The sequence below is a fragment of the Priestia sp. SIMBA_032 genome (genome assembly GCF_046535215.1).
Lineage (GTDB): Bacteria > Bacillota > Bacilli > Bacillales > Bacillaceae_H > Priestia > Priestia aryabhattai.
Map to the genome: position 1 here is coordinate 347,597 of NZ_JAWRXD010000002.1, position 26,049 is coordinate 373,645.

General features: G+C 38.1%; 29 protein-coding genes. 23 read left to right on the forward strand and 6 right to left on the reverse strand.

The genetic code is table 11. From position 1 onward, the window contains the following. Nucleotides 1–8: 8 nt before the first annotated feature. The 16 genes from SB717_RS07690 to SB717_RS07765 all read left to right on the forward strand — a co-directional run bounded on the left by SB717_RS07690 (nucleotide 9) and on the right by SB717_RS07765 (nucleotide 14,987). Nucleotides 9–2,117 (forward strand): HD family phosphohydrolase, encoded by a 2,109-nt coding sequence (locus SB717_RS07690; RefSeq protein ID WP_372491347.1) that lies wholly within the window; start codon nucleotides 9–11, stop codon nucleotides 2,115–2,117. Continuing rightward, entirely contained in the window at nucleotides 2,114–2,584 is a 471-nt protein-coding gene (ybeY, locus tag SB717_RS07695; protein ID WP_013085050.1) for an rRNA maturation RNase YbeY, read from the forward strand. The genes SB717_RS07690 and ybeY overlap by 4 nt, the downstream gene beginning before the upstream one ends. After that, on the forward strand, nucleotides 2,568–2,939 hold the full coding sequence (locus SB717_RS07700; RefSeq protein WP_016765589.1) for a diacylglycerol kinase family protein: 372 nt from the start codon (nucleotides 2,568–2,570) through the stop codon (nucleotides 2,937–2,939). The genes ybeY and SB717_RS07700 overlap by 17 nt, the downstream gene beginning before the upstream one ends. Nucleotides 2,940–3,030: 91 nt before the next feature. Then, nucleotides 3,031–3,429: a cytidine deaminase gene (locus SB717_RS07705; protein ID WP_013059226.1), complete on the forward strand. Its 399-nt coding sequence runs from the start codon at nucleotides 3,031–3,033 to the stop codon at nucleotides 3,427–3,429. After that, nucleotides 3,422–4,327, forward strand: coding sequence for a GTPase Era (era, locus tag SB717_RS07710; RefSeq protein WP_071270588.1), 906 nt, complete (start codon nucleotides 3,422–3,424; stop codon nucleotides 4,325–4,327). The genes SB717_RS07705 and era overlap by 8 nt, the downstream gene beginning before the upstream one ends. Before the next feature lie 155 nt (nucleotides 4,328–4,482). Further along, the gene (locus SB717_RS07715) at nucleotides 4,483–4,626 is read left to right on the forward strand and encodes a YqzL family protein (RefSeq protein ID WP_014458193.1); all 144 of its coding nucleotides are present in this window, start codon (nucleotides 4,483–4,485) and stop codon (nucleotides 4,624–4,626) included. A gap of 27 nt (nucleotides 4,627–4,653) precedes the next feature. After that, entirely contained in the window at nucleotides 4,654–5,418 is a 765-nt protein-coding gene (recO, locus tag SB717_RS07720) for a DNA repair protein RecO (RefSeq protein ID WP_410903537.1), read from the forward strand. Between the two features lie 258 nt (nucleotides 5,419–5,676). Further along, nucleotides 5,677–6,315, forward strand: coding sequence for a transcriptional regulator CcpN (gene ccpN, locus SB717_RS07725; protein WP_025750542.1), 639 nt, complete (start codon nucleotides 5,677–5,679; stop codon nucleotides 6,313–6,315). Between the two features lie 33 nt (nucleotides 6,316–6,348). After that, entirely contained in the window at nucleotides 6,349–7,152 is an 804-nt protein-coding gene (locus tag SB717_RS07730; RefSeq protein WP_014458195.1) for a pyruvate, water dikinase regulatory protein, read from the forward strand. 311 nt (nucleotides 7,153–7,463) lie between these two features. Then, a complete protein-coding gene (locus tag SB717_RS07735; protein ID WP_028411643.1) occupies nucleotides 7,464–7,934 on the forward strand; it encodes a YaiI/YqxD family protein in 471 nt (156 codons plus the stop codon). Between the two features lie 41 nt (nucleotides 7,935–7,975). After that, nucleotides 7,976–9,784, forward strand: coding sequence for a DNA primase (gene dnaG, locus SB717_RS07740; RefSeq protein ID WP_016765586.1), 1,809 nt, complete (start codon nucleotides 7,976–7,978; stop codon nucleotides 9,782–9,784). 65 nt (nucleotides 9,785–9,849) lie between these two features. Continuing rightward, nucleotides 9,850–10,983 (forward strand): RNA polymerase sigma factor RpoD, encoded by a 1,134-nt coding sequence (rpoD, locus tag SB717_RS07745; RefSeq protein WP_014458197.1) that lies wholly within the window; start codon nucleotides 9,850–9,852, stop codon nucleotides 10,981–10,983. A gap of 381 nt (nucleotides 10,984–11,364) precedes the next feature. Then, nucleotides 11,365–12,504 (forward strand): acyl-CoA dehydrogenase family protein, encoded by a 1,140-nt coding sequence (locus tag SB717_RS07750; protein WP_074677548.1) that lies wholly within the window; start codon nucleotides 11,365–11,367, stop codon nucleotides 12,502–12,504. Nucleotides 12,505–12,635: 131 nt separating this feature from the next. Continuing rightward, the gene (gene cccA / locus SB717_RS07755) at nucleotides 12,636–12,995 is read left to right on the forward strand and encodes a cytochrome c550 (protein ID WP_074677547.1); all 360 of its coding nucleotides are present in this window, start codon (nucleotides 12,636–12,638) and stop codon (nucleotides 12,993–12,995) included. Between the two features lie 169 nt (nucleotides 12,996–13,164). Beyond that, complete coding sequence (locus SB717_RS07760) at nucleotides 13,165–13,869, forward strand: tRNA (adenine(22)-N(1))-methyltransferase (protein ID WP_074677546.1); 705 nt, start codon at nucleotides 13,165–13,167, stop codon at nucleotides 13,867–13,869. Next, on the forward strand, nucleotides 13,866–14,987 hold the full coding sequence (locus SB717_RS07765) for a Nif3-like dinuclear metal center hexameric protein (RefSeq protein WP_410903538.1): 1,122 nt from the start codon (nucleotides 13,866–13,868) through the stop codon (nucleotides 14,985–14,987). The genes SB717_RS07760 and SB717_RS07765 overlap by 4 nt, the downstream gene beginning before the upstream one ends. Before the next feature lie 43 nt (nucleotides 14,988–15,030). Here the strand turns inward: SB717_RS07765 and SB717_RS07770 are convergent, their stop codons facing one another. Together SB717_RS07770 and SB717_RS07775 are read right to left on the reverse strand one after the other, a co-directional pair. Continuing rightward, nucleotides 15,031–15,981 (reverse strand): 4-hydroxy-3-methylbut-2-enyl diphosphate reductase, encoded by a 951-nt coding sequence (locus tag SB717_RS07770; RefSeq protein ID WP_013059214.1) that lies wholly within the window; start codon nucleotides 15,979–15,981, stop codon nucleotides 15,031–15,033. A 128-nt stretch (nucleotides 15,982–16,109) separates the two neighbouring features. After that, nucleotides 16,110–16,814 (reverse strand): YqfQ family protein, encoded by a 705-nt coding sequence (locus SB717_RS07775; protein ID WP_074677530.1) that lies wholly within the window; start codon nucleotides 16,812–16,814, stop codon nucleotides 16,110–16,112. Between the two features lie 185 nt (nucleotides 16,815–16,999). Here SB717_RS07775 and SB717_RS07780 point away from each other — a divergent pair, with 185 nt between their 5' ends. Further along, nucleotides 17,000–18,319, forward strand: a complete 1,320-nt coding sequence (locus SB717_RS07780) for a DEAD/DEAH box helicase (protein WP_013059212.1) — start codon at nucleotides 17,000–17,002, stop codon at nucleotides 18,317–18,319. A 28-nt stretch (nucleotides 18,320–18,347) separates the two neighbouring features. Continuing rightward, nucleotides 18,348–19,235, forward strand: coding sequence for a deoxyribonuclease IV (locus SB717_RS07785; protein ID WP_098622837.1), 888 nt, complete (start codon nucleotides 18,348–18,350; stop codon nucleotides 19,233–19,235). A gap of 49 nt (nucleotides 19,236–19,284) precedes the next feature. Here SB717_RS07785 and SB717_RS07790 read toward each other — a convergent pair whose 3' ends face one another. After that, a complete protein-coding gene (locus SB717_RS07790; RefSeq protein WP_013059210.1) occupies nucleotides 19,285–19,536 on the reverse strand; it encodes a DUF2624 domain-containing protein in 252 nt (83 codons plus the stop codon). A 273-nt stretch (nucleotides 19,537–19,809) separates the two neighbouring features. Between SB717_RS07790 and SB717_RS07795 the strand changes: the two genes are divergently transcribed. From SB717_RS07795 to SB717_RS07805, 3 genes are read left to right on the forward strand one after another with little or no spacing between them, the layout of a single operon-like run. Continuing rightward, on the forward strand, nucleotides 19,810–20,589 hold the full coding sequence (locus SB717_RS07795) for a metal ABC transporter ATP-binding protein (protein ID WP_028411634.1): 780 nt from the start codon (nucleotides 19,810–19,812) through the stop codon (nucleotides 20,587–20,589). Beyond that, a complete protein-coding gene (locus tag SB717_RS07800) occupies nucleotides 20,586–21,428 on the forward strand; it encodes a metal ABC transporter permease (protein WP_074677526.1) in 843 nt (280 codons plus the stop codon). Before SB717_RS07795 ends, SB717_RS07800 begins: the two co-directional genes overlap by 4 nt. Then, nucleotides 21,425–21,838: a Fur family transcriptional regulator gene (locus SB717_RS07805; protein WP_074677524.1), complete on the forward strand. Its 414-nt coding sequence runs from the start codon at nucleotides 21,425–21,427 to the stop codon at nucleotides 21,836–21,838. The genes SB717_RS07800 and SB717_RS07805 overlap by 4 nt, the downstream gene beginning before the upstream one ends. A gap of 30 nt (nucleotides 21,839–21,868) precedes the next feature. On the opposite strand, the gene SB717_RS07810 is transcribed toward SB717_RS07805, so the two are convergent. Further along, entirely contained in the window at nucleotides 21,869–22,444 is a 576-nt protein-coding gene (locus tag SB717_RS07810) for a 5' nucleotidase, NT5C type (RefSeq protein WP_074677522.1), read from the reverse strand. A 258-nt stretch (nucleotides 22,445–22,702) separates the two neighbouring features. Between SB717_RS07810 and SB717_RS07815 the strand changes: the two genes are divergently transcribed. Next, nucleotides 22,703–23,068, forward strand: a complete 366-nt coding sequence (locus tag SB717_RS07815) for a G protein-coupled receptor family protein (RefSeq protein ID WP_013059205.1) — start codon at nucleotides 22,703–22,705, stop codon at nucleotides 23,066–23,068. A 36-nt stretch (nucleotides 23,069–23,104) separates the two neighbouring features. Here SB717_RS07815 and ispG read toward each other — a convergent pair whose 3' ends face one another. Together ispG and SB717_RS07825 are read right to left on the reverse strand one after the other, a co-directional pair. Continuing rightward, entirely contained in the window at nucleotides 23,105–24,208 is a 1,104-nt protein-coding gene (gene ispG / locus SB717_RS07820; RefSeq protein WP_201763664.1) for a flavodoxin-dependent (E)-4-hydroxy-3-methylbut-2-enyl-diphosphate synthase, read from the reverse strand. 151 nt (nucleotides 24,209–24,359) lie between these two features. Beyond that, nucleotides 24,360–24,692, reverse strand: coding sequence for a hypothetical protein (locus SB717_RS07825; protein WP_410903539.1), 333 nt, complete (start codon nucleotides 24,690–24,692; stop codon nucleotides 24,360–24,362). 76 nt (nucleotides 24,693–24,768) lie between these two features. On the opposite strand from SB717_RS07825, the gene SB717_RS07830 reads away from it, so the two are divergent. Next, nucleotides 24,769–25,980: an MFS transporter gene (locus SB717_RS07830; protein ID WP_410903540.1), complete on the forward strand. Its 1,212-nt coding sequence runs from the start codon at nucleotides 24,769–24,771 to the stop codon at nucleotides 25,978–25,980. Nucleotides 25,981–26,049: the final 69 nt, after the last annotated feature.

The following is a 26,049-nucleotide window of genomic DNA, read 5'->3' on the forward strand; positions in this document are numbered from 1 at the left end:
AGCAAACAATGGCACAGATCGAGCGATTACGGTTAATTCAAATTGGGTTATATGCCTTGTTAGGTATAATGATGTTTGCGTCTATGTATAGCAATGTAAAGCCGCAGGAATTAGATCTTAGACTACTGTCTATTTCCCCGCAAACCATTTACTCACCCGTTACCATTGAAGATAAAGAGAGTACAGAGAAAAAACGGGCAGAGGCAGAACAAGCCGTTGAAGATGTGTATACACAAAAAACAGAATACGCACAGAACCAAGTCGATCTTGTTGCATCTATTTTTGATGCGATGATGGAAGTTAATACAGAATATGAAAAAGAAGATCATGAAGATGACAGTATAGATGCCGTATTAAAAACCAAACAAAAAATGCTAGAAGACAAGCTTCCTGAAGATATTCAAAAAAACTTGCCAAAAGATACCATTAAGCAGCTTCTTCAGTCTTCTAACAGTGATTTATCGATTGCGAAAGACGCTGTAGTAACAGCCGTCCATCATGTGATGAAAGATCAAGTGAAAATTAGCGATGTAGAAGAGAAAAAAGATCAGGTAGAAGGTCAGCTTGTTTACACGAATGTCAACAACTCCCTAAAGGATTCAATGAATGCCATTGCGAAATTTGCTATTATTCCAAATGTGATTTATGATCCCAAAAAAACAGCTGAAAACCGTCAAGCAGCTGTGGAAAAAGTGGAGCCTGTTCGAATCAAACAAGGCCAGATTATTGTAGAAGAAAATCAGCTTATTAATCCTGATATATATCGTCAGCTCCAGCTCGCGGGATTGTTGAATAACAAAGGATCTATTCAGCCTTTTGCGGGATTAGCTTTGCTGATTGTGATGATGATAGCAGGTCTCATTTACTATTTGCGTGAGTTTCACACCAAGACATATCAGCCTTTGCTATTGTATGTATTGGTAGCAACCATTACGATTGGCCTCATGAAAATCTTAAGCTTGTTTCAGCAAATTGATTTATCGGAAATTGGTTTCTTAGCTCCGGTTGCGGTGGGAGGTTTGCTGATTCGGATTTTAATGGATGAACGCATTGCTATTTTGTCAAGCGTTGTATTTGCTATTTGTGGAAGCATTATTTTTAATGGTGAATTGACAACCTCGTTTAATATGAACATTGGGATCTACTTTTTAATTAGTAATATTGCTGCTATTTTATTTTTAAGCAGGCAGCACAGGCGTTCACGGATTTTGCAGGCAGGTCTATTTGTGGCGATGGTAAACGTAATTATCAGCTTTGCTATTATTTTTATTAAAAATGGCCAAATTGGTACTGTAGAGCTTGGCTATTACAGCATGATGTCAATTGCATCTGGTGTTATTGCTTCCGTTTTAGCTATAGGTTTGCTTCCGTTTTTTGAAAGTGGATTTGGCATTTTATCTACGATGAAGCTCATTGAATTATCGAGTCCTAATCATCCGCTATTACGTAAAATCTTAACCGAAACACCTGGAACGTATCATCACAGTGTAATGGTGGCAAACTTATCTGAAGCGGCGTGCGAAACGATAGGAGCTAACGGTTTATTAGCGAGAGTGGGGGCTTATTACCACGATATTGGTAAAACGAAGCGACCGCAGTATTTTATTGAAAATCAAATGAATATTACCAACCCGCATGATAAACTAAGTCCGAAGACTAGTAAAAATATTATAATCGCACATGCTACAGATGGAGCTACCATTTTGCGAAATCACAAGTTTCCAAAAGAGATTGTAGATATTGCAGAGCAGCATCACGGAACGACCCTGCTTAAGTTTTTCTATCATAAGGCACTTGAACAAACAGAAGAAAAAATTGATGAAAAAGAATATCGCTATCCTGGACCAAAGCCTCAGTCGAAAGAAGCAGCGGTTATTTGCATAGCTGATAGTGTAGAAGCAGCCGTAAGGTCAATGGCCAATCCGACTCCGGAAAAAATTGAGAACTTGGTGCGAAATATTATTAAAGATCGCTTGCAGGATGAGCAGCTTAGCGAGTGTAACGTAACGCTCAAAGAGCTAGAGTTAATTCGTCAAGCACTATGTGAAACTTTAAATGGGATTTTTCATTCCCGAATCGAATATCCAGAGATAAAAAAAGAGAAGGTGAAGGTATGAGTTTAGTTATTGATTTTATTGATGAAACAAATGAAGTGAGTAAAGAGCAGCAAAAAGAGCTTGAGCAGCTGCTTGAAGCCGCTGCTATATATGAAAATCTGCAAGAGGATGCAGAAGTATCCGTTACATTTGTGGATAATGATCGAATTCAAGAAATCAATCATCAATACCGCCATAAAAATCAGCCAACGGATGTAATATCGTTCGCGCTAGAAGAAATGGGCGAAGATGAAATGCAAATTATCGGCGATGAGATGCCAAGAGTCCTAGGGGACATTGTCATTTCGATTCCAAAAGCGCATGAGCAAGCAGAAGAATACAACCACTCGTTTATGAGAGAGCTAGGATTCTTAACAGTTCACGGTTTCTTGCACTTGCTTGGATATGACCATGAAACATCAGAAGATGAAAAAGAGATGTTTACACGTCAAAAAGATATTTTAGAACAATATGGACTCTCGCGATAAAAAAGGGATAGCTAAAGTTGTCAGTAGCTTTGGTTATGCAATAGAAGGGTTTCTCTATGTTTGTAAAACACAGAGAAATATGCAAATTCACGTAGCAGCTTCTTTCATCGTCCTTCTCTTAGGCGCTGTGCTGTCAATTACAGCTGGTGAATGGACGGTTGTGCTGCTTCTGATTGCAGGCATGTTCAGCTTAGAGTTAATGAATACAGCGGTTGAAAAAGTTGTTGATTTAGTTTCTCCTGAATATCACATACTAGCAAAACACGCAAAAGATGCAGCCGCAGCCGCGGTGTTGGTCTATGCGTGTTTTGCTGTCCTTATAGGAGGAATTATTTTCTTAAAGTATTTGTTTTAAAAAGGATTCTTTTTGGTTCTTTACACCCCCGTGGTATAATAAAAAAGGACAAGTTAAAAGACATGTAGAAGCGCAAAAGGAGAGCGGATAAATGGATAAGACCGGACTGATTGATGAGGCGAAAAAGGCCCGTGAAATGGCTTATGTACCGTATTCAAAATTTAAAGTTGGTGCAGCTTTATTGACGAAAGATGGAAAGGTTTATCGCGGCTGCAATATTGAAAATGCAGCTTATAGCATGTGCAATTGTGCTGAGCGTACGGCTTTATTTAAAGCCTATTCAGAAGGTGATAAAGAGTATGCAGCACTTGCTGTAGTAGCTGATACTGATCGTCCTGTTTCTCCGTGTGGAGCATGCAGACAAGTAATCTCTGAGCTTTGTCCAAAAGAAATGAAAGTTATATTAACCAATTTAAAAAATGACATACAAGAACTAACTGTGGAAGAATTACTTCCAGGAGCATTTTCATCGGAGGATTTACATGAGTAATAATGAATTTAAGTCAGGTTTTGTTTCAATTATTGGAAGACCAAACGTAGGGAAATCAACTTTTTTGAACCGAGTAATTGGTCAAAAGATTGCGATTATGAGTGACAAACCGCAAACAACTAGAAATAAAATTCAGGGTGTGTACACGGAAGATCAGGCGCAAATTGTGTTTATTGATACACCAGGAATTCATAAACCAAAGCATAAATTAGGCGACTTTATGATGAAGGTAGCGCAAAATACGCTTAAAGAAGTAGATTTAATTTTATTTATGATTAACGCAACAGAAGGCTTAGGTCGAGGAGATGAATTTATTATCGAGCGTTTAAAGGATACAAAAACGCCTGTTTTCCTTGTGATTAATAAAATTGATGAAATTCATCCAGACGAATTGTTTTCAATTATCACGAATTATAAAGACTTATATCCTTTTGCTGAAATTGTGCCAATTTCAGCTTTACAAGGAAATAACGTGGAGCGTTTGCTTGATCAAATCAAGCAGCGATTGCCGGAAGGTCCGCAATATTACCCGGCAGATCAGGTAACAGATCACCCAGAGCGCTTTATTATTACGGAATTAATTCGTGAAAAAGTGCTGCATTCAACGAGGGAAGAAATACCTCATTCTATTGCCGTTGTGATGGATTCTATGCAAAGACGAGATAATGGCGCTGTTTACGTCGGGGCTACAATTATCGTCGAAAGAGATTCACAAAAAGGCATCGTAATTGGAAAGCAAGGAAAGATGTTAAAAGAGGTAGGAAGAAAAGCAAGAGCAGACATTGAAGCCCTTTTAGGTTCAAAAGTATTTTTAGAACTATGGGTAAAAGTACAAAAAGATTGGCGAAACCGAGCGTCGCATCTCCGTGACTTTGGATTTAGAGAAGACGAATATTAATTATTTGAGTTCTTGTTTGCGTCGATTTATATCCCTTCATAAAAGAAGGTAATTTGTAAAAAATTGTGTTACATGATTTTACGTCGGAAGGCTATTCTAAACATAAGGAATTGAAATATGTATCTGATCTTTATGGTTAGAAAGGTGGGAGTTCTATGTTGAATTTTACTTGGAACATTTTTTCACAAACAGGTAGCATTGATACTTATCTCATTTTTAAGGAACTTGAAAATGAAGTGAAAGAAAGACCCGAAACATATGAGGACAACAGCGAAAGTCTCAATTCTCCCTTGTCTTAGCCTTCTGTAAGATGGCGGTGATGATGATTGTTTAAAAAGTGTGAAGGAATTGTCATTCGAACGAATGATTACGGTGAATCAAATAAAATTGTCACCATTTATTCACGTGAACTCGGAAAAGTGGGTCTCATGGCAAGAGGGGCAAAAAAGCCCAGTAGTCGCTTAGCTTCCGTCACACAATTATTTACGTATGGATACTTTTTTATACAAGCAGGTTCAGGAATGGGTACTCTCCATCAAGGAGAAGTTATCTCATCTATGAGAAGCATACGCGAAGATATCTTCACAACAGCGTATGCTTCTTATATTCTTGAATTAACAGATAAAGCTACTGAGAACAATAAACCAAATCCATTTCTATTTGAACTGCTGCACCAAACCATTCATTATATGAACGAAGAGTATGATGCAGAGATCTTAACATTTATTTATGAAATGAAAATGTTAAACGTTCTAGGTCTTCATCCTACATTAAATGAATGTGCAGTCTGCCATCAAGGTGAAGGAACCTTTCATTTTTCCATTCGAGAAGGCGGGTTTATTTGTCATCGATGCTTAGAAAAAGATCCTTATCATTTGAAACTTAGTCCGATGACGGTTAAACTATTAAGGCTATTTTATTACATTGATTTAAAGCGGTTAGGTTCTATTTCTGTTAAGCCCGAAACAAAAAAACAACTAAAATTTGTAATTGATCAATATTACGAAGAATATTCGGGATTGTTTTTAAAAACAAAGCGGTTTTTGAATCAGATGGAGTCTTTAAAACACTCGCTCTCTGATGAGAAATAGAAAAGATAATCAGTGATATGCAAGGAATTGCTGTCGCTAGGGTGCCTCGTAGTATGTAGGGGACACCCTTTTTACTGTGGAGCAAAGGGGTAGTTTCACTTATTGTAAGCGTAATGTCTGCTTTTTTTGAGAAGCCGTGGTAAAATAAACGGCATTCTAAAAAGATAAAATGCTAAAATTAATAAGTTATAGCTTTTACTTTTGCTTAAAAAGTATATAATGTTTTATAAATAGTATGTCACATTTAATGATTAGGTGGTGAGTACAATCGAACTGAACAAACGACAAGAACAAATTTTACAAATTGTGAAAGATGAAGGCCCTATTACAGGCGAACATATTGCAGATCAGCTTAGCCTTACGCGTGCAACGCTAAGACCCGACCTTGCTATTTTAACAATGGCCGGCTATTTAGAAGCGCGACCCCGCGTAGGTTACTTTTACACAGGTAAAACAGGAGCACAGCTTCTTACAGATAAAATAAAAAAAATACAGGTGCAAGAATATCAGTCTATCCCGGTAGTCGTGAACGAAAATGTGTCAGTATATGATGCTATTTGTACAATGTTTCTAGAAGACGTGGGGACCCTTTTTGTAGTGGATGAGAAATCTCAGCTAGTGGGAGTACTGTCGCGTAAAGATTTATTGCGCGCGAGTATCGGAAAGCAAGAGCTAACATCTATTCCTGTTCATATTATCATGACAAGAATGCCCAACATTACATATTGCTATCGCGAAGATTTGTTGATTGATATTGCTAAGATCTTAATTGAAAAACAGATTGATGCTATGCCCGTTATTAAAGAGGGAGACGGCAATTTTGAAGTGGTGGGACGCATTACCAAAACAAATATTACAAAATTACTAGTAGCATTAGCAAATGATGAAGTATTATAAGTGAAAAAGGATTAAAAAGGGGATGCACAAAATATGAACAACCCATGTCTTTATGTCATTTCGGATTCTGTAGGTGAGACAGCTGAACTAGTTGTAAAGGCTGCCTCAAGTCAGTTCAATATGACAGACTTTGTAATTAAAAGAGTACCTTATGTAGAGGACATCGCAACACTTTCAGAAGTGGTTTCAGTAGCAAAGTTGAACAACGCTATTATTGGCTTTACGTTAGTAAAGCCCGAAATGAGAGAGTTTTTAATTCAAGAAGCGTCCAAGAACGGGGTAGAGGTATTTGATATTATTGGCCCTTTAATTGATAAAATTCAATCTTCTTATCAACTTTCTCCTCGCTATGAGCCTGGTATGGCTAGAAAATTAGACGAAGATTATTTTAAGAAAGTAGAAGCGATTGAATTTGCAGTGAAATATGATGATGGGCGTGATCCGAGAGGAATTCTTAGAGCGGATATCGTATTAATCGGTGTATCAAGAACGTCTAAAACGCCTCTTTCTCAATTTTTAGCACACAAGCGTTTGAAAGTAGCCAATGTTCCGATTGTACCTGAAGTAGATCCACCAGAAGAGCTGTTTCACGTATCACCTGAGAAGTGTATAGGGCTTACTATTAGTCCCGAAAAATTAAACGATATTCGTAAAGAGCGTTTAAAGTCTCTTGGTCTAAACGATAAAGCAATTTATGCTAATATTGGTCGTATTAAAGAAGAACTTGAATTTTTCCAAGGGATTGTAGATAAGATTGGCTGTGAAGTGGTTGACGTATCCAACAGGGCCGTAGAAGAAACAGCTGGTATCATTCTCAATACCATCAAAAAGAAATAAACGATGGATCTCCTCCGTACGTGACATAAAGGAGATTGCTTTCTTATGTTTGTATGTTGTAAGTCTAAGAAAATATACCAAAGATGAATATGACAGAACTTTTAAAAACAAGTGACTTTTGTATAGAAAATATAGGTTGTTTATATTATAATAAAAAATTGTGATAAAAAAGAATAGTTTTAGGTTTAGACTTTGTTAAGAACGAATAAACTATTTATATAAAAGTCAAGTCAAAATCGAAAAAAGTATTCGACAAATGCCATCTACAGGAAATAACAATTTGTTAGAAGGAATCTCTGGAGGGATGTAGAATACAGAGTTATAGCAAAAGAAAAAGTAAAGTTTTTGTCGATGCTGATGCATGCCCTGTCAAAGCAGAAATCGTTGAACTTACACATACATATGACATCGAGCTTGTGTTTGTTGCTTCCTATGCTCACATGCAAACAAATCCTACACCAGGAAAATGGGTCTATGTGGATGCAGAAAAGGAAGCCGCAGATTTATATATTTTAAATCACGCAGCCAAGCAGGATATTGTCGTAACTCAAGATACTGGCTTAGCAAGCATGTTAGTAAGTCGAGGGGTTTATGCACTGTCTCCTCGTGGAAAGTACTATAATGACGACGAAATGAATACGGTGCTTTTCTTTCGCTATGTTTCTGCAAAAGAGCGACGATCAGGGCGTCATACTAAAGGTCCGAAGGCATTTAGTGAAGAAGATCGCCAGCATTTCATTCAAGCTTTTGAAAAAATGTTGTCGAAACTTGCAGGAATTTAGCACTTAGTGAAGAATATTATATGAAATACGGAGCTGTTACTATGGCAAATCGAATTCCTGATGAAGTAATCGACCGTATTCGGCATTCAGTAGATATTGTCGACGTCATAAGCGATTATGTACAACTAAAAAAACAAGGGCGCAATTATTTTGGACTCTGTCCGTTTCATGGGGAAAGCACACCATCTTTTTCAGTATCGCCTGATAAACAAATTTATCATTGCTTTGGATGCGGTGCAGGAGGGAATTCATTTTCATTCATAATGGAATTAGAAGGACTGTCCTTCACGGAAGCAGCTCAGCAGCTTGCTGAAAAAGGAGATATTCCTTTCGAACATGAGATACATCCTCATGAAGAAGATAATCAAAAGCCTAGCAATAAAATGATTGAAGCACACGAGCTTTTAAAGAAATTTTACCATCATTTATTGGTAAATACAAAAGAAGGCCAAGATGCTTATGATTATTTAATAAATCGAGGGTTTTCACGAGAAATTATCGATGAATTTGAGATAGGTTTTGCTTTAGATTCGTGGGAATTTGTAAGTAAGTTCTTAACAAAACGTGGGTTTAATCCGCAAGAGATGGAACATGCAGGTTTAATTATTAAACGCAACCAAGATGAAACGTACTTTGATCGGTTTCGTGATCGAATTATGTTTCCTATTGCTGACTTGCAAGGCAAAACAATTGCATTTTCAGGGCGCCTGCTAAAAGAGATAAAAGGGCAGCCTAAATATTTAAACAGTCCCGAAACTTCTATTTTTAACAAAAGTCGCACACTCTACAACTTTCACCGCGCTAAAAAACATATACGCAAAAATCAGCAGGTTATTTTATTTGAAGGATTTGCAGATGTTATTTCAGCTGTTAAAGCGGGGTGCCCAAACGCAATTGCAACAATGGGAACTGCCTTAACAGAAGAACAAGCCAAGATTATTCGCCGAAATGTAGAGTCCGTTATCATTTGCTATGATGCTGATTCTGCCGGAATTGAAGCAGCGCACAAAGCAACTGCTATCTTAACAAATGTAGGTTGTACCGTTAAGATTGCTGTGATGCCGGATGGTTATGACCCGGATGATTATATTAAAGAATACGGGGCAGAGAAGTTTCAAAATGATGTTATTAATAGCAGCTTGACCTTTATGGCATTTCAAATGAGGTATCTCCGCCGAAAACGAAATCTACAAAATGAATCTGAACGTATGCAATATATTGAAGACGTTTTGAAAGAAATAAGCCTCCTTACGAAAGCTGTAGAGCGAGATCATTATTTACGCCAATTGGCACAAGAGTTCTCTATTTCATTAGATGCGCTTAAAGAACAGCAGTATCAAGTGTATCGAACTGAAAAAAAGAAAAAGGATAATGATTCTCCAAATCGAAATAATATAAATAGACAACCAGTCGTAAAGAGAAGCTTATTACCGGCTTATCAAAATGCAGAACGTTTTTTGATCGCTCATATGTTGAAAGATAAGGATGTAGCATTTAGAATTCAAGACCGACTTCAAGGTCAGTTCAATGTTGAGGAACATCGTGCGCTTGTTCTATATTTGTATGCTTATTACGAGGAAGGACACGAGCCTAATCCGAGCGGATTTATCGAGCGGTTGCCCGAGTCTTCGTTGTCTAGTCTAGCTTCAGAATTGGCGATGATGTCAATCAATGATGAATTGTCGGAGCAAGCTTTGAATGATTATATCCAAACGATATTGATTTACCCACAAAGGGTAGCAATAGAAAAAAAAGAAGCAGAAAAGCAAGAAGCAGAGCGTCAAAAAGATTATTTAAAAGCTGCGACAATAGCAATGGAAATTTTACAGTTAAAAAAAACGTTAAAATAAACGATGTTGCGTATTAGTCCCACTTTTAGAAGGTTTTCCTTAAAATTTTGGAAGGAGGGGATCTGATGGCTGAAAAATCAGCTCAATCAAAACAACTTGATTCAGATTTAACAATTGAACAAGTAAAAGATCAATTGACCGAAATCGGAAAAAAACGTGGTGTACTCACATACGAAGAAATTGCAGAGCGTATGTCGAACTTCGAAATTGAATCCGATCAAATGGATGAATATTATGAATACCTTGGAGAACAAGGTGTTGAAGTAATGAGTGAATCTGAAGCAAATGATGACGATGCCGATCCCGATATTCAAGAACTGTCAAAAGAAGAAGAGTTTGATTTAAATGATTTAAGTGTACCTCCTGGTGTGAAAATTAATGATCCAGTTCGTATGTACTTAAAAGAAATCGGACGCGTTGACTTATTGTCAGCAGAGGAAGAAATCAATTTAGCAAAACGTATTGAAGAAGGCGATGAAGAAGCGAAACGTCGTCTTGCTGAAGCAAACTTGCGTCTTGTTGTAAGTATCGCTAAACGCTATGTCGGGCGCGGTATGCTGTTTCTTGATTTAATTCAAGAAGGAAACATGGGCCTTATTAAAGCGGTAGAAAAATTTGATTATCGCAAAGGTTATAAATTCAGTACGTATGCGACATGGTGGATTCGTCAAGCCATTACTCGTGCAATTGCTGACCAAGCAAGAACGATTCGTATTCCCGTTCATATGGTTGAAACGATTAACAAGCTAATTCGTGTTCAACGTCAGCTTTTACAAGATTTAGGTCGCGAACCATCTCCTGAAGAAATTGCAGAAGATATGGACTTAACACCAGAAAAAGTTCGTGAAATCTTAAAAATTGCCCAAGAGCCAGTTTCTCTTGAAACACCAATTGGTGAGGAAGATGACTCTCATTTAGGTGACTTCATTGAAGACCAAGATGCAACATCACCTTCTGAACATGCTGCGTATGAATTATTAAAAGAGCAGTTAGAAGACGTCCTGGATACATTAACAGATCGCGAAGAAAATGTTCTTAGACTCCGCTTTGGTCTGGACGATGGACGTACGCGTACGCTTGAAGAAGTAGGAAAAGTATTTGGCGTAACGCGTGAGCGTATTCGTCAAATTGAAGCTAAAGCGCTTCGTAAGCTTCGTCACCCTAGCCGAAGCAAACGTTTAAAAGATTTCTTAGAATAGATAAAAGCGTAAATAGCGCTTATGAGATAGCTTCTTTCCTAGAAGAAAGGGGCTATCTATTTTTATGGAATAAATTTCATAAAAACGCATTTTGAAGAAGTATATTGATTTTTTTACCAACTTTTCTTCTTTCATATATTTTACTGAATTGTCCTTCGTTTTGCAAATGCTCCTTTATATTCTTTTGTTATAGAACATAAGCTGTTCAACTTCCTTTTAAACATCCGAAAAATGGAATCGCTATCATTTTATTCATGCTTTGATTAGTATTCTTCTATTATAACATGAAAAAATTAAAACGTTTTAAAAGTTGAGAAAATTTACAAAAATGAATTATAATTAAATAATGTAAGCGTATACATTTTTTTAGGGGGAATAAAAATGAATTTTGAATTAACCAATGAACAAAAGATGATTCAACGGACGCTCAGAGAGTTTTCAGAGGCGGAAGTAGCACCGAATGCATTAGAGCGCGATCGAAGTAAGCAATTTCCGCTTGAGGTTTTTAAAAAGCTAAGTGAGCTTGGTGTAATGGGTCTTCCTTTTCCTGAAGAGTATGGAGGCGGAGGAGCAGATACGGTTAGTTTTGCTATTGTCGTAGAGGAGTTAAGTAAAGCTTGTGGCTCTACAGGAATTACATACTCAGCACATGTTTCGCTCGGGGGGGCACCTATTTATTTATTCGGGACAAAGGAGCAAAAAGAACAGTACCTACCTGCTTTATGCTCTGGGGAATCTTTTGGAGCGTTTGGTTTAACCGAACCGAACGCAGGAAGTGATGCGGGGGGAACGGAGACCGAAGCAGTGTTGAAGGATGGAACATTTAGGATTAATGGAAGTAAATGCTATATTACGAATGCCAGCTATGCAAAGTTTTTAGCTTTAACAGCTGTTACAAATCGTACAGAAGGTAAAAAAGAAATTTCAGCTATTATCGTGCCTACAGAAGCTCGAGGTTTTACTGTAATAGACAATTACGAGAAAATGGGTCTACATGCTTCAAATACAACTGAACTTGTTTTAGAGGATGTTGAAGTGCCTGAAGAGAATTTACTCGGTGTAAGAGGAGAAGGTTTCAAACAATTTCTAATGACGCTTGACGGGGGAAGGATTGGAATTGGAGCAATGGCCGTTGGAATCGCTCAAGCTGCGTATGAAAAAGCACTGTCATATGCGCAGGAAAGAAAGCAATTTGGGAAAGCTATTTCATCGTTTCAAGCGATTCAGTTTAAATTAGCTGATATGGCGATGAAAATTGAGTTAGCAAGAAATATGGTGTATAAAGCAGCGTGGTTAAAAGACCAAGGAAAGTCATTTACGAAAGAAGCTGCTATGTGTAAACTGTATGCTTCTGAAATTTGTATGGAAGTAGCTAGTCAAGCTGTTCAGATTCATGGAGGATACGGCTACATGAAGGAGTATCACGTGGAGCGGTATTTACGAGATGCCAAGCTTTTAGAAATTGGAGAAGGAACTTCAGAAATTCAGCGCTCGGTTATTGCAAGGCAAATTGGCTGTTAAGATACGCAATAAGAAATTAGTTAATTATGTAAACAAAACCCTTTCACTTATGAGCATTTTCAAGTAAAATAAAAGTGCTTATACTATTTTGTTATTTCTAGGGATGGGAATACATAAAGGGGGTATAGTGAGTGAAGCGAAATCCGCTAATACCATTTTTATTAATTGCGGTAATTGGGATTGCTTTAATGTTAACGCTTTCGTTCAACGGATTGAACAACGCAAAAGAAATCGCGGCTGAAAAAGAAGGCGGTAGCGCGGAACAGCAGGCTTCAGCTAAACCAGAAGAAATTTATCAAAAAACTTGTATTGGTTGTCACGGTGATCAGTATCAAGGTGGAGTAGGCCCTTCGTTAAAAGGAATTGGGAAAAAAGTTTCTCAAGACGAAATTGCAGATATTGTTGTAAACGGTAAAGGAAACATGCCGCCTGGGCTGGTTCCTCCGGAAAAAGCGAAGGAAATGGCTAAATGGGTATCAGAAATTAAATAGAGTTCAGAAACATGATTTTCTGGAAAGCCGCTCATTTATAAAGCAGGCTTTTTTTTTATGATTTTTTTATACGCATTCGGCTAGAATGAAAACATGAAGAGAAATAGGAATCATGCAGCTATCTATGTTAAAATAATGAACAGTAATCACATAGAGAATAGGTGACAAAATGAATGAATTAAACTTATCAACAAGACTTGAAGAAGTAGTAAAGTCGATTCCTTTGGGAGCAAAGATAGCAGACATTGGCTCAGATCATGCGTACTTGCCGTGTTTTGCTTATTTAAATGGATATATTAGCGGTGCCGTAGCAGGAGAAATTACAGAAGGTCCTCTTCAATCGGCTATTCAGCAGGTGAAAAAAACAAACTTAACGGATGTTATTGATGTTCGAAAAGGAAACGGCCTAGAAGTAATATCACCGAATGAAGTAGACTGTATTACAATCTGCGGAATGGGCGGAACACTTATTACGATGATTTTAGAAGAAGGAAAAGAAAAGTTAGAAGGAGTAAAAAGACTTGTGCTTCAGCCGAATATTGGTTCACATCATATTCGCAGCTGGCTGATTCAATACAACTGGGAAATCATTGATGAAAAAATCATCGAAGAAGACGGTCGAATGTATGAAGTCATCGTGGCTGAACATGGAAATGCCTTAGCTCCTTATAACGGGGAAGTGGAAGCCGGTGTATTAATGGGCCCTATTTTAAAAGAAAAACGTTCTTCTGCTTTTATGACAAAGTGGACGCATGAGTTAAATCATCTTAAACAAATTGTCAGCCAAATGGAGCAGGCTCAGTCAGAGGAAAGCAAAGCAAAACTTCAAAAACTTACCCAAGACATCTCATTAATTGAGGAGGCGTTAAAATGAGTAAAATCCCTAACGGATTTCAAGTAATTGAAGCATTTGAATCATTTTCTCCCAAGCATTTAGCGGTTGAAGGAGATAAAATTGGTTTACAGATTGGAACCTTAAACAAGCCTGTAAAAAAAGTAATGGTAACGTTAGATGTTCTCGAAACGGTCGTAGACGAAGCGATTGAAAAACAAGTGGATTTAATTATTGCTCATCATCCTCCTATTTTTAGACCTCTAAAACAAGTGGTTACAGATCGTCCTGAAGGGCGTATTCTAGAGAAATGCATCAAGCATGATATTGCCGTATATGCTGCTCATACAAACTTAGATATAGCTAAAGGCGGAGTAAATGACTTGTTAGCTGAAGCGTTGGGGCTAGAAGAGACAAAAGTCCTGGTTCCGACAACGTCTATTCAATTGAAAAAGCTAGCTGTATTTGTTCCTTCAAATGACGCTGAAGCAGTGCGCACAGCTATTTGTGATGCGGGAGCTGGACATGTTGGCCTTTACAGCGACTGTACGTTTTCAACAGAAGGCGAAGGCACATTTAAACCTTCTTCAGAAGCCGACCCATACATTGGCTCAAAAGGAGAGCTAGAACGTGTCAATGAAATAAAAGTTGAGACTATTTTTGAAGCGGATCAACAAAACAAAATTATTCGTGCCATGCTCAGTGCTCATCCTTACGAAGAAGTAGCCTATGATATTTATCCAGTGGAACAAACGGGCGAGACGCTTGGACTTGGCCGAATTGGTAAGTTAAAAGAAGAGATGACGTTAAAACAGTTTGCCGCTCACGTTAAGCAAGCATTGGACGTAGATGGTGTCAGAGTCGTAGGATCTATGGATGCAACAGTGAAAAAAGTAGCTGTTCTTGGCGGAGATGGAAACAAATATATTACAAACGCAAAATTTAGCGGGGCAGATGCCTATGTAACAGGCGATTTGTATTTCCACGTTGCGCATGATGCAATGGCAATGGGCTTAAATGTTGTAGATCCTGGTCATCATGTTGAAAAAGTTATGAGACAAGGCGTAACGCGTGTATTAAACAGTCTTTTTGATGTGAAAAACTTTGAGTGTGAAGTATTTGATTCAAAAGTAGACACAAACCCGTTTACGTTTATGTAACAAAGAAGGTGTTGACGAATGTCAACACCTTCTTTTGCGTCTATTAAGACGATTTTTTTGTTCGAACTTTTGGTAAAATCTTTGAAAGAGGCACGCTTTTTTCACGTGTCCAAGTTGTTTCATCTTCTGGATCGAACTGATCTAGAAAATTGATGACCTCTTTTGTAATTGGAGTAGGGGTAGAGGCGCCTGCCGTAACGGCCACGGTTTTCGCGTTCATCAACCATTCGATCTGAAGCTCTGAGATGTCACCGATACGATATGCCTCAGTGCCGGCAATCTCCATTGATACTTGAGCTAAACGGTTTGAATTGTTACTTTTAGGATCTCCTACTACGATTGTAACATCTGCTTCACCTGCTTGCTCGGCTACAGCTTCTTGGCGAACTTGTGTAGCTAAACAAATTTCCTTGTGAACTTCAGCATGCGGATATTTTTCTTTTACCTTTTCCATTACTTCTGCAACGTCCCACTGACTCATTGTTGTCTGGTTTGTTACAATGATTTTCTCGCGTTGAATATTTAAATGGGCTACGTCTTCTGCTTTTTCAATTAAATGAACGATATCTGGTGCGATGCCAAGTGCACCTTCTGGCTCAGGGTGATTTCTTTTTCCGATATAAATAACGTCATAACCTTCTTTTTCTTTTTGGCGAATAAGGTCATGAGTTTTTGTAACATCCGGACATGTAGCATCGATTGTTGTTAAACCTTTTTCTTTTGCTCGTTCTTTTACTTCGGGAGATACTCCGTGCGCCGTAAAAATAACGGTTCCTTCATTTATTTGGTCTAAGATTTCTAGGCGATTAGCACCGTCCAGTGTGATAATGCCGTCTTCTTCAAACGCATCTGTAACGTGTTTATTATGAACAATCATTCCTAAGATATAGATTGGTCGAGGCAATGATTTATCTAAAGCGGCGTTTCGTGCAATGACCATTGCGTCTACTACACCATAACAATAGCCGCGCGGTGCGATTTTAATAACTTTCATTTCAATTTCCTCCTCATCATAATCCTGACGAGCAATTCAACTCGCTTCTATTATATAAAAGAGGAAGGAAGAATACAAAGATATTCTTTTTTTACTCACTGTATTTCCTTAAGGAGTCAGCTGATTTATTAAATATAAAGTTTTGGTTTAGACACTCGATCTCTAGAGGGAAGTTCAATTTCTTCTTCGAAGAAATCCAGCTCATCATCAGATGAATCCGTGCTTTCTGTGCCTGCTGACAAAACCTTACTGTCTTTACTTTCATCAGTTTCAGAAACCTCTGTTCCTTCTGCTTCGAGTACTTCATCTGTATCATCACTTGAGCGCAGGGCCTGATAGATTTTCCATAGAGAAGGAGCATTTTTGACAAGAGGTCCGTATTGTTGAATCATAGGTCCCATCGTTTCCGCAGCTTTTAACACTCGCTGAACATTTCCCATCATGGAGCTTAAGTTAGCAGGGTTCGTTAAACCTTGCAAACCTCCAAGCAGGGAAGAAGAGTTGGTCGCTCCTGCAGCACCTTGGGCTCCTGAAAGGCCTGAAAACAAAGAACCTCGAGGAGCAGCAGCAGCTGCTTGTTGAAAGGGGATGTTTCTATTGCCGCCTCTTCGGAACAGGCGAGTTAAGAAGTTACCTCCTCCACGGTTCAGGCCTTGCTGATTCGGGTAAAATGATTGTTGAGCATTTGTTTGCTGGGCAAAGTTACGAAACTGCTGTAATGGATTAAATTGGCCAAAGTTACCAGGTTGTTGCCCAAAACCGTTTTGCGGTGGCATTCCTGGCATCATTCTTCTTTGCATACCGGGTGGAAATGGTGGTCTTCGCTGTAGCAAAGGACGCACCTCCTTTAGTAAAGTAGATTTTCTTTTACTATCGTATGCAACTCGCGATAAAATGTTTTTGAAACAGGTAATAAGTTTTAGTAATATGAATGAGAAGTAGTCACAGAAGGAAAAATCGATTATAATCATATATTGTGCCTTAAAAGATGAACGTGAATGTAAAAAAGGAGACTATTATGGAAAAAACAAACTTTGAACGTTTTGAGTTTCAACCATTTTTAATAGAAGCAATTAAACAATTAGGTTTTTATCAGCCTACAGAGATTCAGGAGCGCTTAATTCCTTCCGTTTTAAAAGGGGAAAGTGTAATTGGTCAGTCACAAACAGGGACGGGCAAAACACACGCTTATTTATTGCCTTTACTTGAAAAGGTAGATCCTAAAAAAGAAGAAGTGCAAGTTGTGATTACCGCTCCAACTCGTGAGCTTGCTTCTCAAATTTATCAAGAAGTATTAAAGCTAACAAAGCACAGTGCTGAAGGAGAAGAAATTTCAGCCAAATGTTTTATCGGCGGTACAGATAAGCAGCGTACAATCGACAAATTAAAGAAGCAGCCTCAAGTTGTTGTAGGAACACCGGCTCGTTTATTTGATTTAGTAAATGAAAAAGCGTTAGTTGTATATACAACAAAGGCGTTAGTAGTAGACGAAGCTGATTTAATGCTTGATATGGGATTTTTAGAAGATGTGGACCGTTTGGCAAGCAATATGCCTGAAAAATTACAGATGCTTGTTTTTTCAGCAACTATTCCTGAAAAATTAAAGCCATTCTTAAAAAAATACATGGAAAATCCAAAATTTACGCATGTTTCGCCAAAGCAAGCGGCAGCGGCTAAATTAGAGCATGTATTAGTTCCACTACGTCATCGTAACAAGTTTAAGCTGCTGCATGATATGCTTATTTCGTATAATCCTTATTTAGCGATCGTCTTTACAAATACAAAAAAAATGGCGGACGAAGTAGCAGATGACCTGCTATCTAAAGGATTAAAAGTAGGAAGAATTCACGGAGACTTATCTCCTCGTGACCGTAAGAAAATGATGAAGCAAATTAATAATTTAGAATTTCAATACGTAGTAGCGACAGATTTAGCAGCTCGCGGTATTGATATTGAAGGAATTTCACACGTCATTAACTTTGAGCTTCCTTCAGATCTAGATTTCTACATTCACCGCGTAGGACGTACAGCTCGTGCCGGTCATTCTGGAATTGCTGCTACAATCTTCGATGTGGAAGATGAAGATGCAGTAAATAAGCTAGAGAAAATGGGGATCGAGTTTGTAAACAAAGATCTTCAAAAGCAAGAATGGGTTTCCATTGATGACCGTAACCGTCGTAAAAAGCGTGTGAAGAAAGCGGATGAAGTGGGAGAAGAGGCACATCGCTTTATTCAAAAGCCGAAGAAAGTAAAGCCTGGCTACAAGAAAAAACGTGCTCGTGAAATTACAAAGTATGTGCAAAAGAAAAAACGTAGTGAAAGACGCAACAATCGTTAATCGCAATAGGTTAGAGGTGTAAAAAGGAATGTTGAAAATTGGTTCTCACGTATCGATGAGCGGCAAAAAGATGCTTTTAGGAGCAAGTGAAGAGGCAGCTTCTTACGGAGCAAATACGTTTATGATCTATACAGGCGCTCCACAAAATACTCGTCGCAAAAAGATTGAAGAGCTTAATATTGAAGCTGGTCTTTTGCATATGAAAGAGCATGGAATGAAAGATATTGTTGTACATGCTCCCTATATCATTAATTTAGGAAATACAACAAAGCCCGAAACATTTGAGCTTGGAGTAGATTTTTTAACGTCTGAAATTCAGCGTACCCATGCTCTTGGCGCAAAGCAAATTGTTCTTCATCCAGGGGCTCATGTGGGCGCTGGAGCAGATGCCGGTATTCAGCAAATTATCAAAGGTCTAAACGAAGTGTTGACAGCTGATCAAGAAGTTCAAATTGCGCTTGAGACAATGGCTGGAAAAGGAACAGAGTGTGGAAGAAGCTTTGAAGAAATTGCCCAAATTATTGATGGCGTGACTCACAATGAAAAGCTCTCTGTTTGTTTTGACACATGTCACGTACATGATGCTGGTTATGATATCGTTCAAGACTTTGACGGTGTATTAAATGAATTTGACAAAACCGTAGGAATACAGCGAATTAAAGTGCTTCACATCAATGATAGTAAAAATGTATGCGGTGCTCGAAAAGACCGCCATGAAAATATTGGATTTGGTGAAATCGGATTTGGTGCACTGAATTATATTGTTCATCACCCAGCGTTTACAGAAGTTCCTAAAATTCTAGAAACTCCTTATGTAGGAGAAGATAAGAAAAATAAAAAAGCGCCATATCAGTTGGAAATTGATATGATTCGTGCACAAAGCTTTGATTCAGAGCTAAAACAAAAGCTTATGTAATTTCATATGTGCTTGAAAGAGGTCATGTCTATAGACATGACCTCTTCTTTTACATCAACTGCTGAAATAATTCGTTCACTCGTCTGGCAGTTTCACGATCCGTTACTTGAGCAATTTGTTTGATTAAATTTCGGCGCTCTTCAAGGTTATAAATATTTACGGGCTGCTGTCTAATGACGGATACAAGGGTATGTGCCTGCTGATCTGTAATGGGGATGTTGTATTGTTTGCTATACTTTAAAAGCTCTTTCGGGGTAATGTTGTTTACTTTTTTATTGACAATCTGCTGTACAATTTTCATATGATTACCTCCTCGTCATATACAGTTTATGAATAAAAAAGAAAGATGTGACTATATTGTGTAATAAAACAACATTTTGAGCCGGATGAACTTACGGAGGCAAGAAAGCGAAGGGGTGAAACGGCTCAGTTTACAAATAAAAGACTATCCTGTATACTACATTAATGACTAAATCGTAATGATTCTGAGAAAGTAAATGGGTAACGGAGTATACGATAGAAACCGTGCCCTCTTTTGTATGGAGAAATATAAAAAAAGAATGGTGAGGCGCATATGAATACACCTGATATCATTGAAATTGATCATTTATCATTTCAATATGATGGAGTGAATGTATTAGAAGATATAAGTTTTTCAATTCCAAAAGGAGCTTTTTTGGGTCTCGTTGGTCCAAATGGTTCTGGGAAATCAACGCTAATCAAATGTTTGCTTGGTTTACAAAAACCATCTCAAGGTTCAATTCGTTTATTTGGAAAAGATCAGAGAAGGTTTAAAGAACGAAGTAAAATTGGATATGTATCGCAAAAAGCGAATAGTTTTAACAGCGGCTTTCCCGCTACCGTTTTTGAAGTGGTTTCCACGGGTCTTACTTCAAAATTAGGTTTGTTTCGCTTTATGAATGCTTCTCATAAACAAAAAGTAAAAGAAGCGGTAGAAGCGGTGGGAATGAGCGAATTTTTAAATCGAAACATAGGAGAACTATCCGGTGGTCAGCAGCAGCGAATCTTTATTGCACGCGCGCTTGTAAGTGAACCCGAGCTGTTAATTTTAGATGAGCCCACGGTCGGAGTGGATGCACAAAATGTGTACACTTTTTATGAGCTTCTTGAAAAATTAAATAAAGAAAAAGGAATTACGCTTGTGCTTGTTACTCACGATATTGGAACTGTCTCGGAAAAAGTAACCCACGTTGCTTGTTTAAATAAATTTCTACACTTTCATGGGAATGCCAAAGAATTCGAACAGCTTTGTGAACATGACGTATCTATGTTTTATGGCCATAATGTTCATGTGTTAACCCATGATCATCATCATGGAGGGCAGCACGTATGATAAGCAGTTTATTTCAATTTGAGTTTTTACGAAATGCATTTTTAACCGGTATGATTATTGGCGTCTTAGCTCCTTTATTGGGCACGTTCATCGTAGTAAGACGTCTTTCTTTAATTGCAGACGCGTTAAGTCACGTGACGCTAGCGGGAATTTCTGCGAGCTTGCTTCTTAGTCAGAAAATAGGGTTTATGCAAGGAGTGAACCCCGTCTATTTAGGAATGGTGTCTTCCGTTGCAGGCGCTCTTTTTATCGAGAAGCTTCGAGGGGTCTACAAGCACTATCAAGAGCTGGCCATTCCGATTATTTTATCGGGTGGAATTGGTATTAGTGCCATTTGTATCTCGCTAGCGGACGGTTTTAATAATGATTTAATGAATTATTTGTTTGGAAGCGTGAGTGCAGTTAGTCGTTCGGATCTTTGGACAGTTGTTGTCATAGCGGTATTTGTAATAGCTATTGTCTTTTTCTTATATAAAGAATTGTTTATTTTATCGTTTGACGAGGAGCATGCTTCTGCTTCTGGAATTAAATCCAAGTGGATGCACTTTTTATTTATTGTGATGGTGGCTCTTGTCATTGCTGTATCGATGCGTATCGTCGGTATCTTATTAGTGTCATCGCTTATGACTCTTCCTGTAGCAGCAAGCATTCGCTTAGCTAGAGGCTTTAAGCAAACGATTCTGCTTTCGGTAATTTTTGGTGAAATATCTGTTTTAGGCGGATTATTTTCAGCGTACTACTTGGATTTAGCACCAGGCGGTACAATTGTTGTCATTGCTGTTGTTATTTTAATTATATCTATTATGATTAATAAAGGACGGAAGGGGAAACAAAAATGAATTTAACTGAAGCCATTCATTTATTAAAAGATCAAGGATATAAACATACAGGAAAACGTGAAGAAATGCTTGCCCTGTTTTCAAAATCAAATAAGTACTTAACGGCAAAAGATGTATTAGAATATATGAAACCTGATTATCCAGGTCTAAGTTTTGATACAATCTACCGTAATTTATCATTGTTTGTGGAGTTAGGCGTACTTGAAACGACGGAGCTTTCGAGCGAAAAACACTTTCGATTTAAATGTGCAACCGCCCATCATCATCACCACTTCATTTGTTTAGATTGTGGAAAAACAAAAGAAATTGAAGCTTGTCCGATGGAGTATGTAGACGAGGATTTGCGAGGGTACAATATTACAGGCCATAAATTTGAAATTTACGGTCAATGTATAGAATGTAATCAATAAAAAAGAGAGGGCGTTATGCACCTCTCTTTTTTATTTTTGCTGTTCTTTTAACCAGCTGGCTACCCACTGATCTGCTTCTAGCCAATTATATACGCGAACCACTCCTTTTGGAACAGGTAAGCGATTATAAGGAGTATCAAATAAGATAACGGGGATATTGCATTCTTCACTGATTTCACAAGCATTATCATGTTTGTCTTCAAAAAAGATATCAACATCATATCGTTTTGCTGTCTCAACTTTAAAATGAGAGCCGACTAACTCAATGTGATGAAACGATAGTTCATTTTTTTGAAACCATTCTTCCGTGACGTCCAATAGCTTATCGTGCCTTGCACTAATAAAGAATAATTCGTGCTTTTGATGCCACTTTTGCAAAATCGCTTTTGCATCGTCTGCAAGTGGAGAGGTTTCGTAAATAGAGCGTTCATTTGCTTTAAACCATTTCCCGAGTTCTGCAGGTGATACATTTACAAAAGGGCTAAAATCATATTCTGTAATGTCTTCAAGTGTTAAATTTAAGTTAAAGGCTTTATTTAAATGAGGAACAAAAGTTTCAGGAGAGGTAACAGTTCCATCAATGTCAATTCCAAACTTTTTCGTCAACTACGTGCACTCCTTTAATACGTTTATTCTACTTAGATGCTTAATTATTCTTGTCTAGTGTAACATAAAGCCTAAAGAGAAACAGTAATCCTTTTTATACTCCTTAAGAAAAAGATAAGGATGATTATACGGTGTGGGAATCGTGTAGGTATCTATTTTTGTAAGAAAATGAGCAGCTGTATAAGATTAACACTTATAATTTTTTCTCGCATTCAGATACTATAAATGCTCCTTATTTACGAAAGCGAGGGATTAAGCATGGAGAATGAAGAACAAAGGCGTAGAAAAGATGTATATGAAGCTGATTTCATGGAAGAAACTGCAGCTGAAGTGGGCGTTCCTTACCGAGTAGGAGAGCCTCATGCAGAGCGTGAAGTTATAGATATTGATCGCAATCGCAATCATGAAGTCGCTGGACGAGGAGAAGGAACGGGATACGGTCGTTTCGCACTCGTGCTTTCGATTCTTTCACTATTCTTTTTACCAATTATTCTTGGTGCCGCTGGGATTATTCTAGGGTTTATCGCACGCAGAAAAGGAGCACTTACGCTAGGAGCATGGGCAATAGGAATCGGAGTTGTATCGATTATTGTCGGTACGTTTATATTACCGTTCTTTTCATAAAAAAAGCGAGGCGCATATGCGCCTCGCTTTTTTTGATTATGATTTAGCTGCAGCTTTTTCAGCTTCTTGCTTTGCGTGATATTCAGCGGCGATTTTATCAATTTCTTTTTTTAGTTCTTCAACCATTGTTTCTTCAGGAACTTTGCGTACGATTTCACCTTTGCGGAATAGAAGACCTTCACCGCGTGCTCCTGCAATTCCGATATCAGCTTCACGAGCTTCACCAGGGCCGTTTACAGCGCAGCCAAGTACCGCTACTTTAATCGGTGCTTTTACAGTTGAGATATACTCTTCAACTTCATTAGCAATGCTAATTAAATCAATTTCAATACGTCCACAAGTTGGGCAAGAAATAAGAGTTGCAGCATTGGAAGCTAAACCGAATGATTTTAGCAACTCGCGCGCAACTTTTACTTCTTCTACAGGATCCGCACTTAAAGAAATACGTAATGTATTTCCGATTCCTTTAGATAAAATAGCGCCAAGACCTGCTGCGCTTTTTACAGTTCCTGCAAATAATGTACCCGATTCTGTAATTCCTAAGTGAAGAGGGTAGTCAAATGCTTGAGCAGCTTTTTCATAAGCTTCAATTGCCAAGTTAACATCGGATGCTTTCATTGAAACGATGATGTCATGGAAATCAAGGTCTTCTAAAATTTTAATGTGATGAAGTGCACTTTCTACCATGCCATCTGCTGTAGGGTAGCCGTATTTATCTAAAATACGTTTTTCAAGTGAACCGGCGTTAACTCCAATACGAATTGGAATGTTTTTAGCTTTTGCAGCATTTACAACAGCTTCCACTTTTTCACGGCGTCCAATATTACCTGGGTTGATACGGATTTTATCCGCTCCGCCTTCAATTGCTTTTAACGCTAAGCGATAGTCAAAATGAATATCTACAACTAATGGAATGTTAATGCGTTTTTTTATTTCAGGGATTGCATCTGCTGCGCGCTCGTCTGGACAAGCAACACGAACAACTTGGCATCCTGCTTCTTCTAAACGTTTAATTTCTGCAACCGTTGCTTCAACATCATGTGTTTTAGTGGTTGTCATACTTTGAATAACTAATTCGTTACTGCCCCCAATTGTTAAATCTCCAACTTTAACGGGGCGTGTTTTTGTACGATGTATAATTTCACTCACGTGATAATCTCTCCTTCAAAATGAAATCAAGAATTTGAATTCATTAATAGAATAACTCTTTATGAACAAAATAACTAGTAGAAAGTACTACCTTAGCTATTTTAACAATGACTATCCCATCTTGACAAGAAGAATGCTGTCATTACTTGTAAATAGGGAACTTATACGTTTTTCCAATTTGAATATCTTCAGGCGCTGTACCCTTATTTAACTTCTTAAAGTCTTTAATCATTTGGTTCATAGAAACCGGTATCGATTTTTTTGTAAGCTCCTCAATTACGGACAAAACTGTATCGCCTGGCTTAATTTTTATTTTTGTATAGGAGGAAGAAGAGCTGGCGGCTTTTGTTTCTGCAGGCTGCGCTTTGCTGACTTGAACTGCTTCAGTAGCAGTGGGAATGGTCCCGTATTTAATGTCGTAGTGACAAATATATCCGATAAAAGCGAAAGCAGCTAATGCACATAGCTTTTTCATTATGCTCCTCCTTCATTCTTTTGCTTATGTGTAAAGCCTATGCTTGTCTTACTTAAATATGATTGGAGAACGAAAATTGAAAGAAAAATTAATGATTGTTTCATTAGGCTTATTGCCTTTAATCATGGTGCTGGGAAATTCCATGCTCATTCCTCTGCTACCGAGCATTCAAAAGTCACTTCACTTAAGCGGAGTTCAAACCAGTTTAATACTGAGTGCATTTTCGATTCCAGCCGCATTGTGTATCCCTGCTGTAGGGATTTTATCAGACCGGTATGGGCGTAAAAAGTTAATCATATATTCACTTGTCATGATGATAATAGGTAGTGTCATCGCTGCTAGTAGCGCTTCGGTTTCTTCTGGAAGCTTTGCTGCGTTGATGGCTGGAAGAGTGATTCAAGGGATTGGAGCTGCAGGTACTACAACGTTGGCAATGGCATTAACTGGAGATGTATTTGCAGGGGAAAAAAGAGCAAAAGTCCTCGGAATCTTAGAAGTGTATAACGGAGCTGGAAAAGTGGTTGCGCCGATAATTGGAGCATCAGCAGCACTTGTCGTATGGTATGCCGCATTTTTTGTCTATCCTTTAGCTGCAGGTGCTGCTTTAGTAGGTATAGTGATGTATGTGAGAGAAGGGAAAACAGGTTCGGATTCAGTATCTGTTAGAGAGTATTTAAAGAGAGCCATTGGGATTGTCTATGATAAAAGAAAATCGCTTTTTCCTTTATTTTTTGTCGGGGGATTGGGGTTGTTTTTATTATTTGGCATTTTATATTACCTTTCTTTCTTAATAGAGGAAACGTATCATATAGACGGTTTTTTTAAAGGAACGGCTTTTTTATTTCCCCTTGGCGCGATGACCATCGTTTCTTATTGGACTGGTCAGCGCATCAAAACGGATGTAGCGCTCATGAAAAAATTAATGATAGTGGGAATAAGTCTTTTATTTGTGATGTTTGGAATATTAACGCTCATTTATACGCTTCCTATTCTGATGTTTTGTTTGACAGTTGCCTTTGGAGGCTTAGGGTTTGTTCTTCCGTGTATTAACATGATGATTACTTCAGCGGCTTCAGACGAAGAAAGAGGGTTCATTGTATCCATTTATGGAACGGTGAGGTTTTTAGGAGTAGCATTGGGGCCTGTTATTTTTGAAGTTTGGATGCATCATGAAAGGCTGATGTTTATTTATAGCTTTCTACTGCTCGCAGCAGGAGGGTTATGGGTTTTGTATCAGTTGAAAATTCTTTCTTCTGCAATGGGAAGAAGAAAAGTTGTACAGAAATAAAGAGGCTGAGACTTAACTAAATCACTCCAATCACCAGCTAGAAGCATCTACATACATGAAAATCGCGTT

Excerpts from the sequence above, each read along its gene's own strand:
- SB717_RS07790 (WP_013059210.1), bottom strand. The coding sequence starts at position 19,536 with ATGAAAATTGTACAGCAGATTGTCAATAAAAAAGTAAACAACATTACC.
- SB717_RS07815 (WP_013059205.1), top strand. The coding sequence starts at position 22,703 with ATGGAGAATGAAGAACAAAGGCGTAGAAAAGATGTATATGAAGCTGAT.
- SB717_RS07700 (WP_016765589.1), top strand. The coding sequence starts at position 2,568 with ATGGACTCTCGCGATAAAAAAGGGATAGCTAAAGTTGTCAGTAGCTTT.
- rpoD (WP_014458197.1), top strand. The coding sequence starts at position 9,850 with ATGGCTGAAAAATCAGCTCAATCAAAACAACTTGATTCAGATTTAACA.
- SB717_RS07795 (WP_028411634.1), top strand. The coding sequence starts at position 19,810 with ATGAATACACCTGATATCATTGAAATTGATCATTTATCATTTCAATAT.
- SB717_RS07760 (WP_074677546.1), top strand. The coding sequence starts at position 13,165 with ATGAATGAATTAAACTTATCAACAAGACTTGAAGAAGTAGTAAAGTCG.
- SB717_RS07780 (WP_013059212.1), top strand. The coding sequence starts at position 17,000 with ATGGAAAAAACAAACTTTGAACGTTTTGAGTTTCAACCATTTTTAATA.
- SB717_RS07690 (WP_372491347.1), top strand. The coding sequence starts at position 9 with ATGGCACAGATCGAGCGATTACGGTTAATTCAAATTGGGTTATATGCC.
- SB717_RS07750 (WP_074677548.1), top strand. The coding sequence starts at position 11,365 with ATGAATTTTGAATTAACCAATGAACAAAAGATGATTCAACGGACGCTC.
- dnaG (WP_016765586.1), top strand. The coding sequence starts at position 7,976 with ATGGCAAATCGAATTCCTGATGAAGTAATCGACCGTATTCGGCATTCA.
- SB717_RS07770 (WP_013059214.1), bottom strand. The coding sequence starts at position 15,981 with ATGAAAGTTATTAAAATCGCACCGCGCGGCTATTGTTATGGTGTAGTA.
- SB717_RS07765 (WP_410903538.1), top strand. The coding sequence starts at position 13,866 with ATGAGTAAAATCCCTAACGGATTTCAAGTAATTGAAGCATTTGAATCA.
- era (WP_071270588.1), top strand. The coding sequence starts at position 3,422 with ATGAGTAATAATGAATTTAAGTCAGGTTTTGTTTCAATTATTGGAAGA.
- SB717_RS07825 (WP_410903539.1), bottom strand. The coding sequence starts at position 24,692 with ATGAAAAAGCTATGTGCATTAGCTGCTTTCGCTTTTATCGGATATATT.
- SB717_RS07785 (WP_098622837.1), top strand. The coding sequence starts at position 18,348 with ATGTTGAAAATTGGTTCTCACGTATCGATGAGCGGCAAAAAGATGCTT.
- SB717_RS07730 (WP_014458195.1), top strand. The coding sequence starts at position 6,349 with ATGAACAACCCATGTCTTTATGTCATTTCGGATTCTGTAGGTGAGACA.
- SB717_RS07805 (WP_074677524.1), top strand. The coding sequence starts at position 21,425 with ATGAATTTAACTGAAGCCATTCATTTATTAAAAGATCAAGGATATAAA.
- SB717_RS07715 (WP_014458193.1), top strand. The coding sequence starts at position 4,483 with ATGTTGAATTTTACTTGGAACATTTTTTCACAAACAGGTAGCATTGAT.
- ybeY (WP_013085050.1), top strand. The coding sequence starts at position 2,114 with ATGAGTTTAGTTATTGATTTTATTGATGAAACAAATGAAGTGAGTAAA.
- SB717_RS07800 (WP_074677526.1), top strand. The coding sequence starts at position 20,586 with ATGATAAGCAGTTTATTTCAATTTGAGTTTTTACGAAATGCATTTTTA.
- SB717_RS07705 (WP_013059226.1), top strand. The coding sequence starts at position 3,031 with ATGGATAAGACCGGACTGATTGATGAGGCGAAAAAGGCCCGTGAAATG.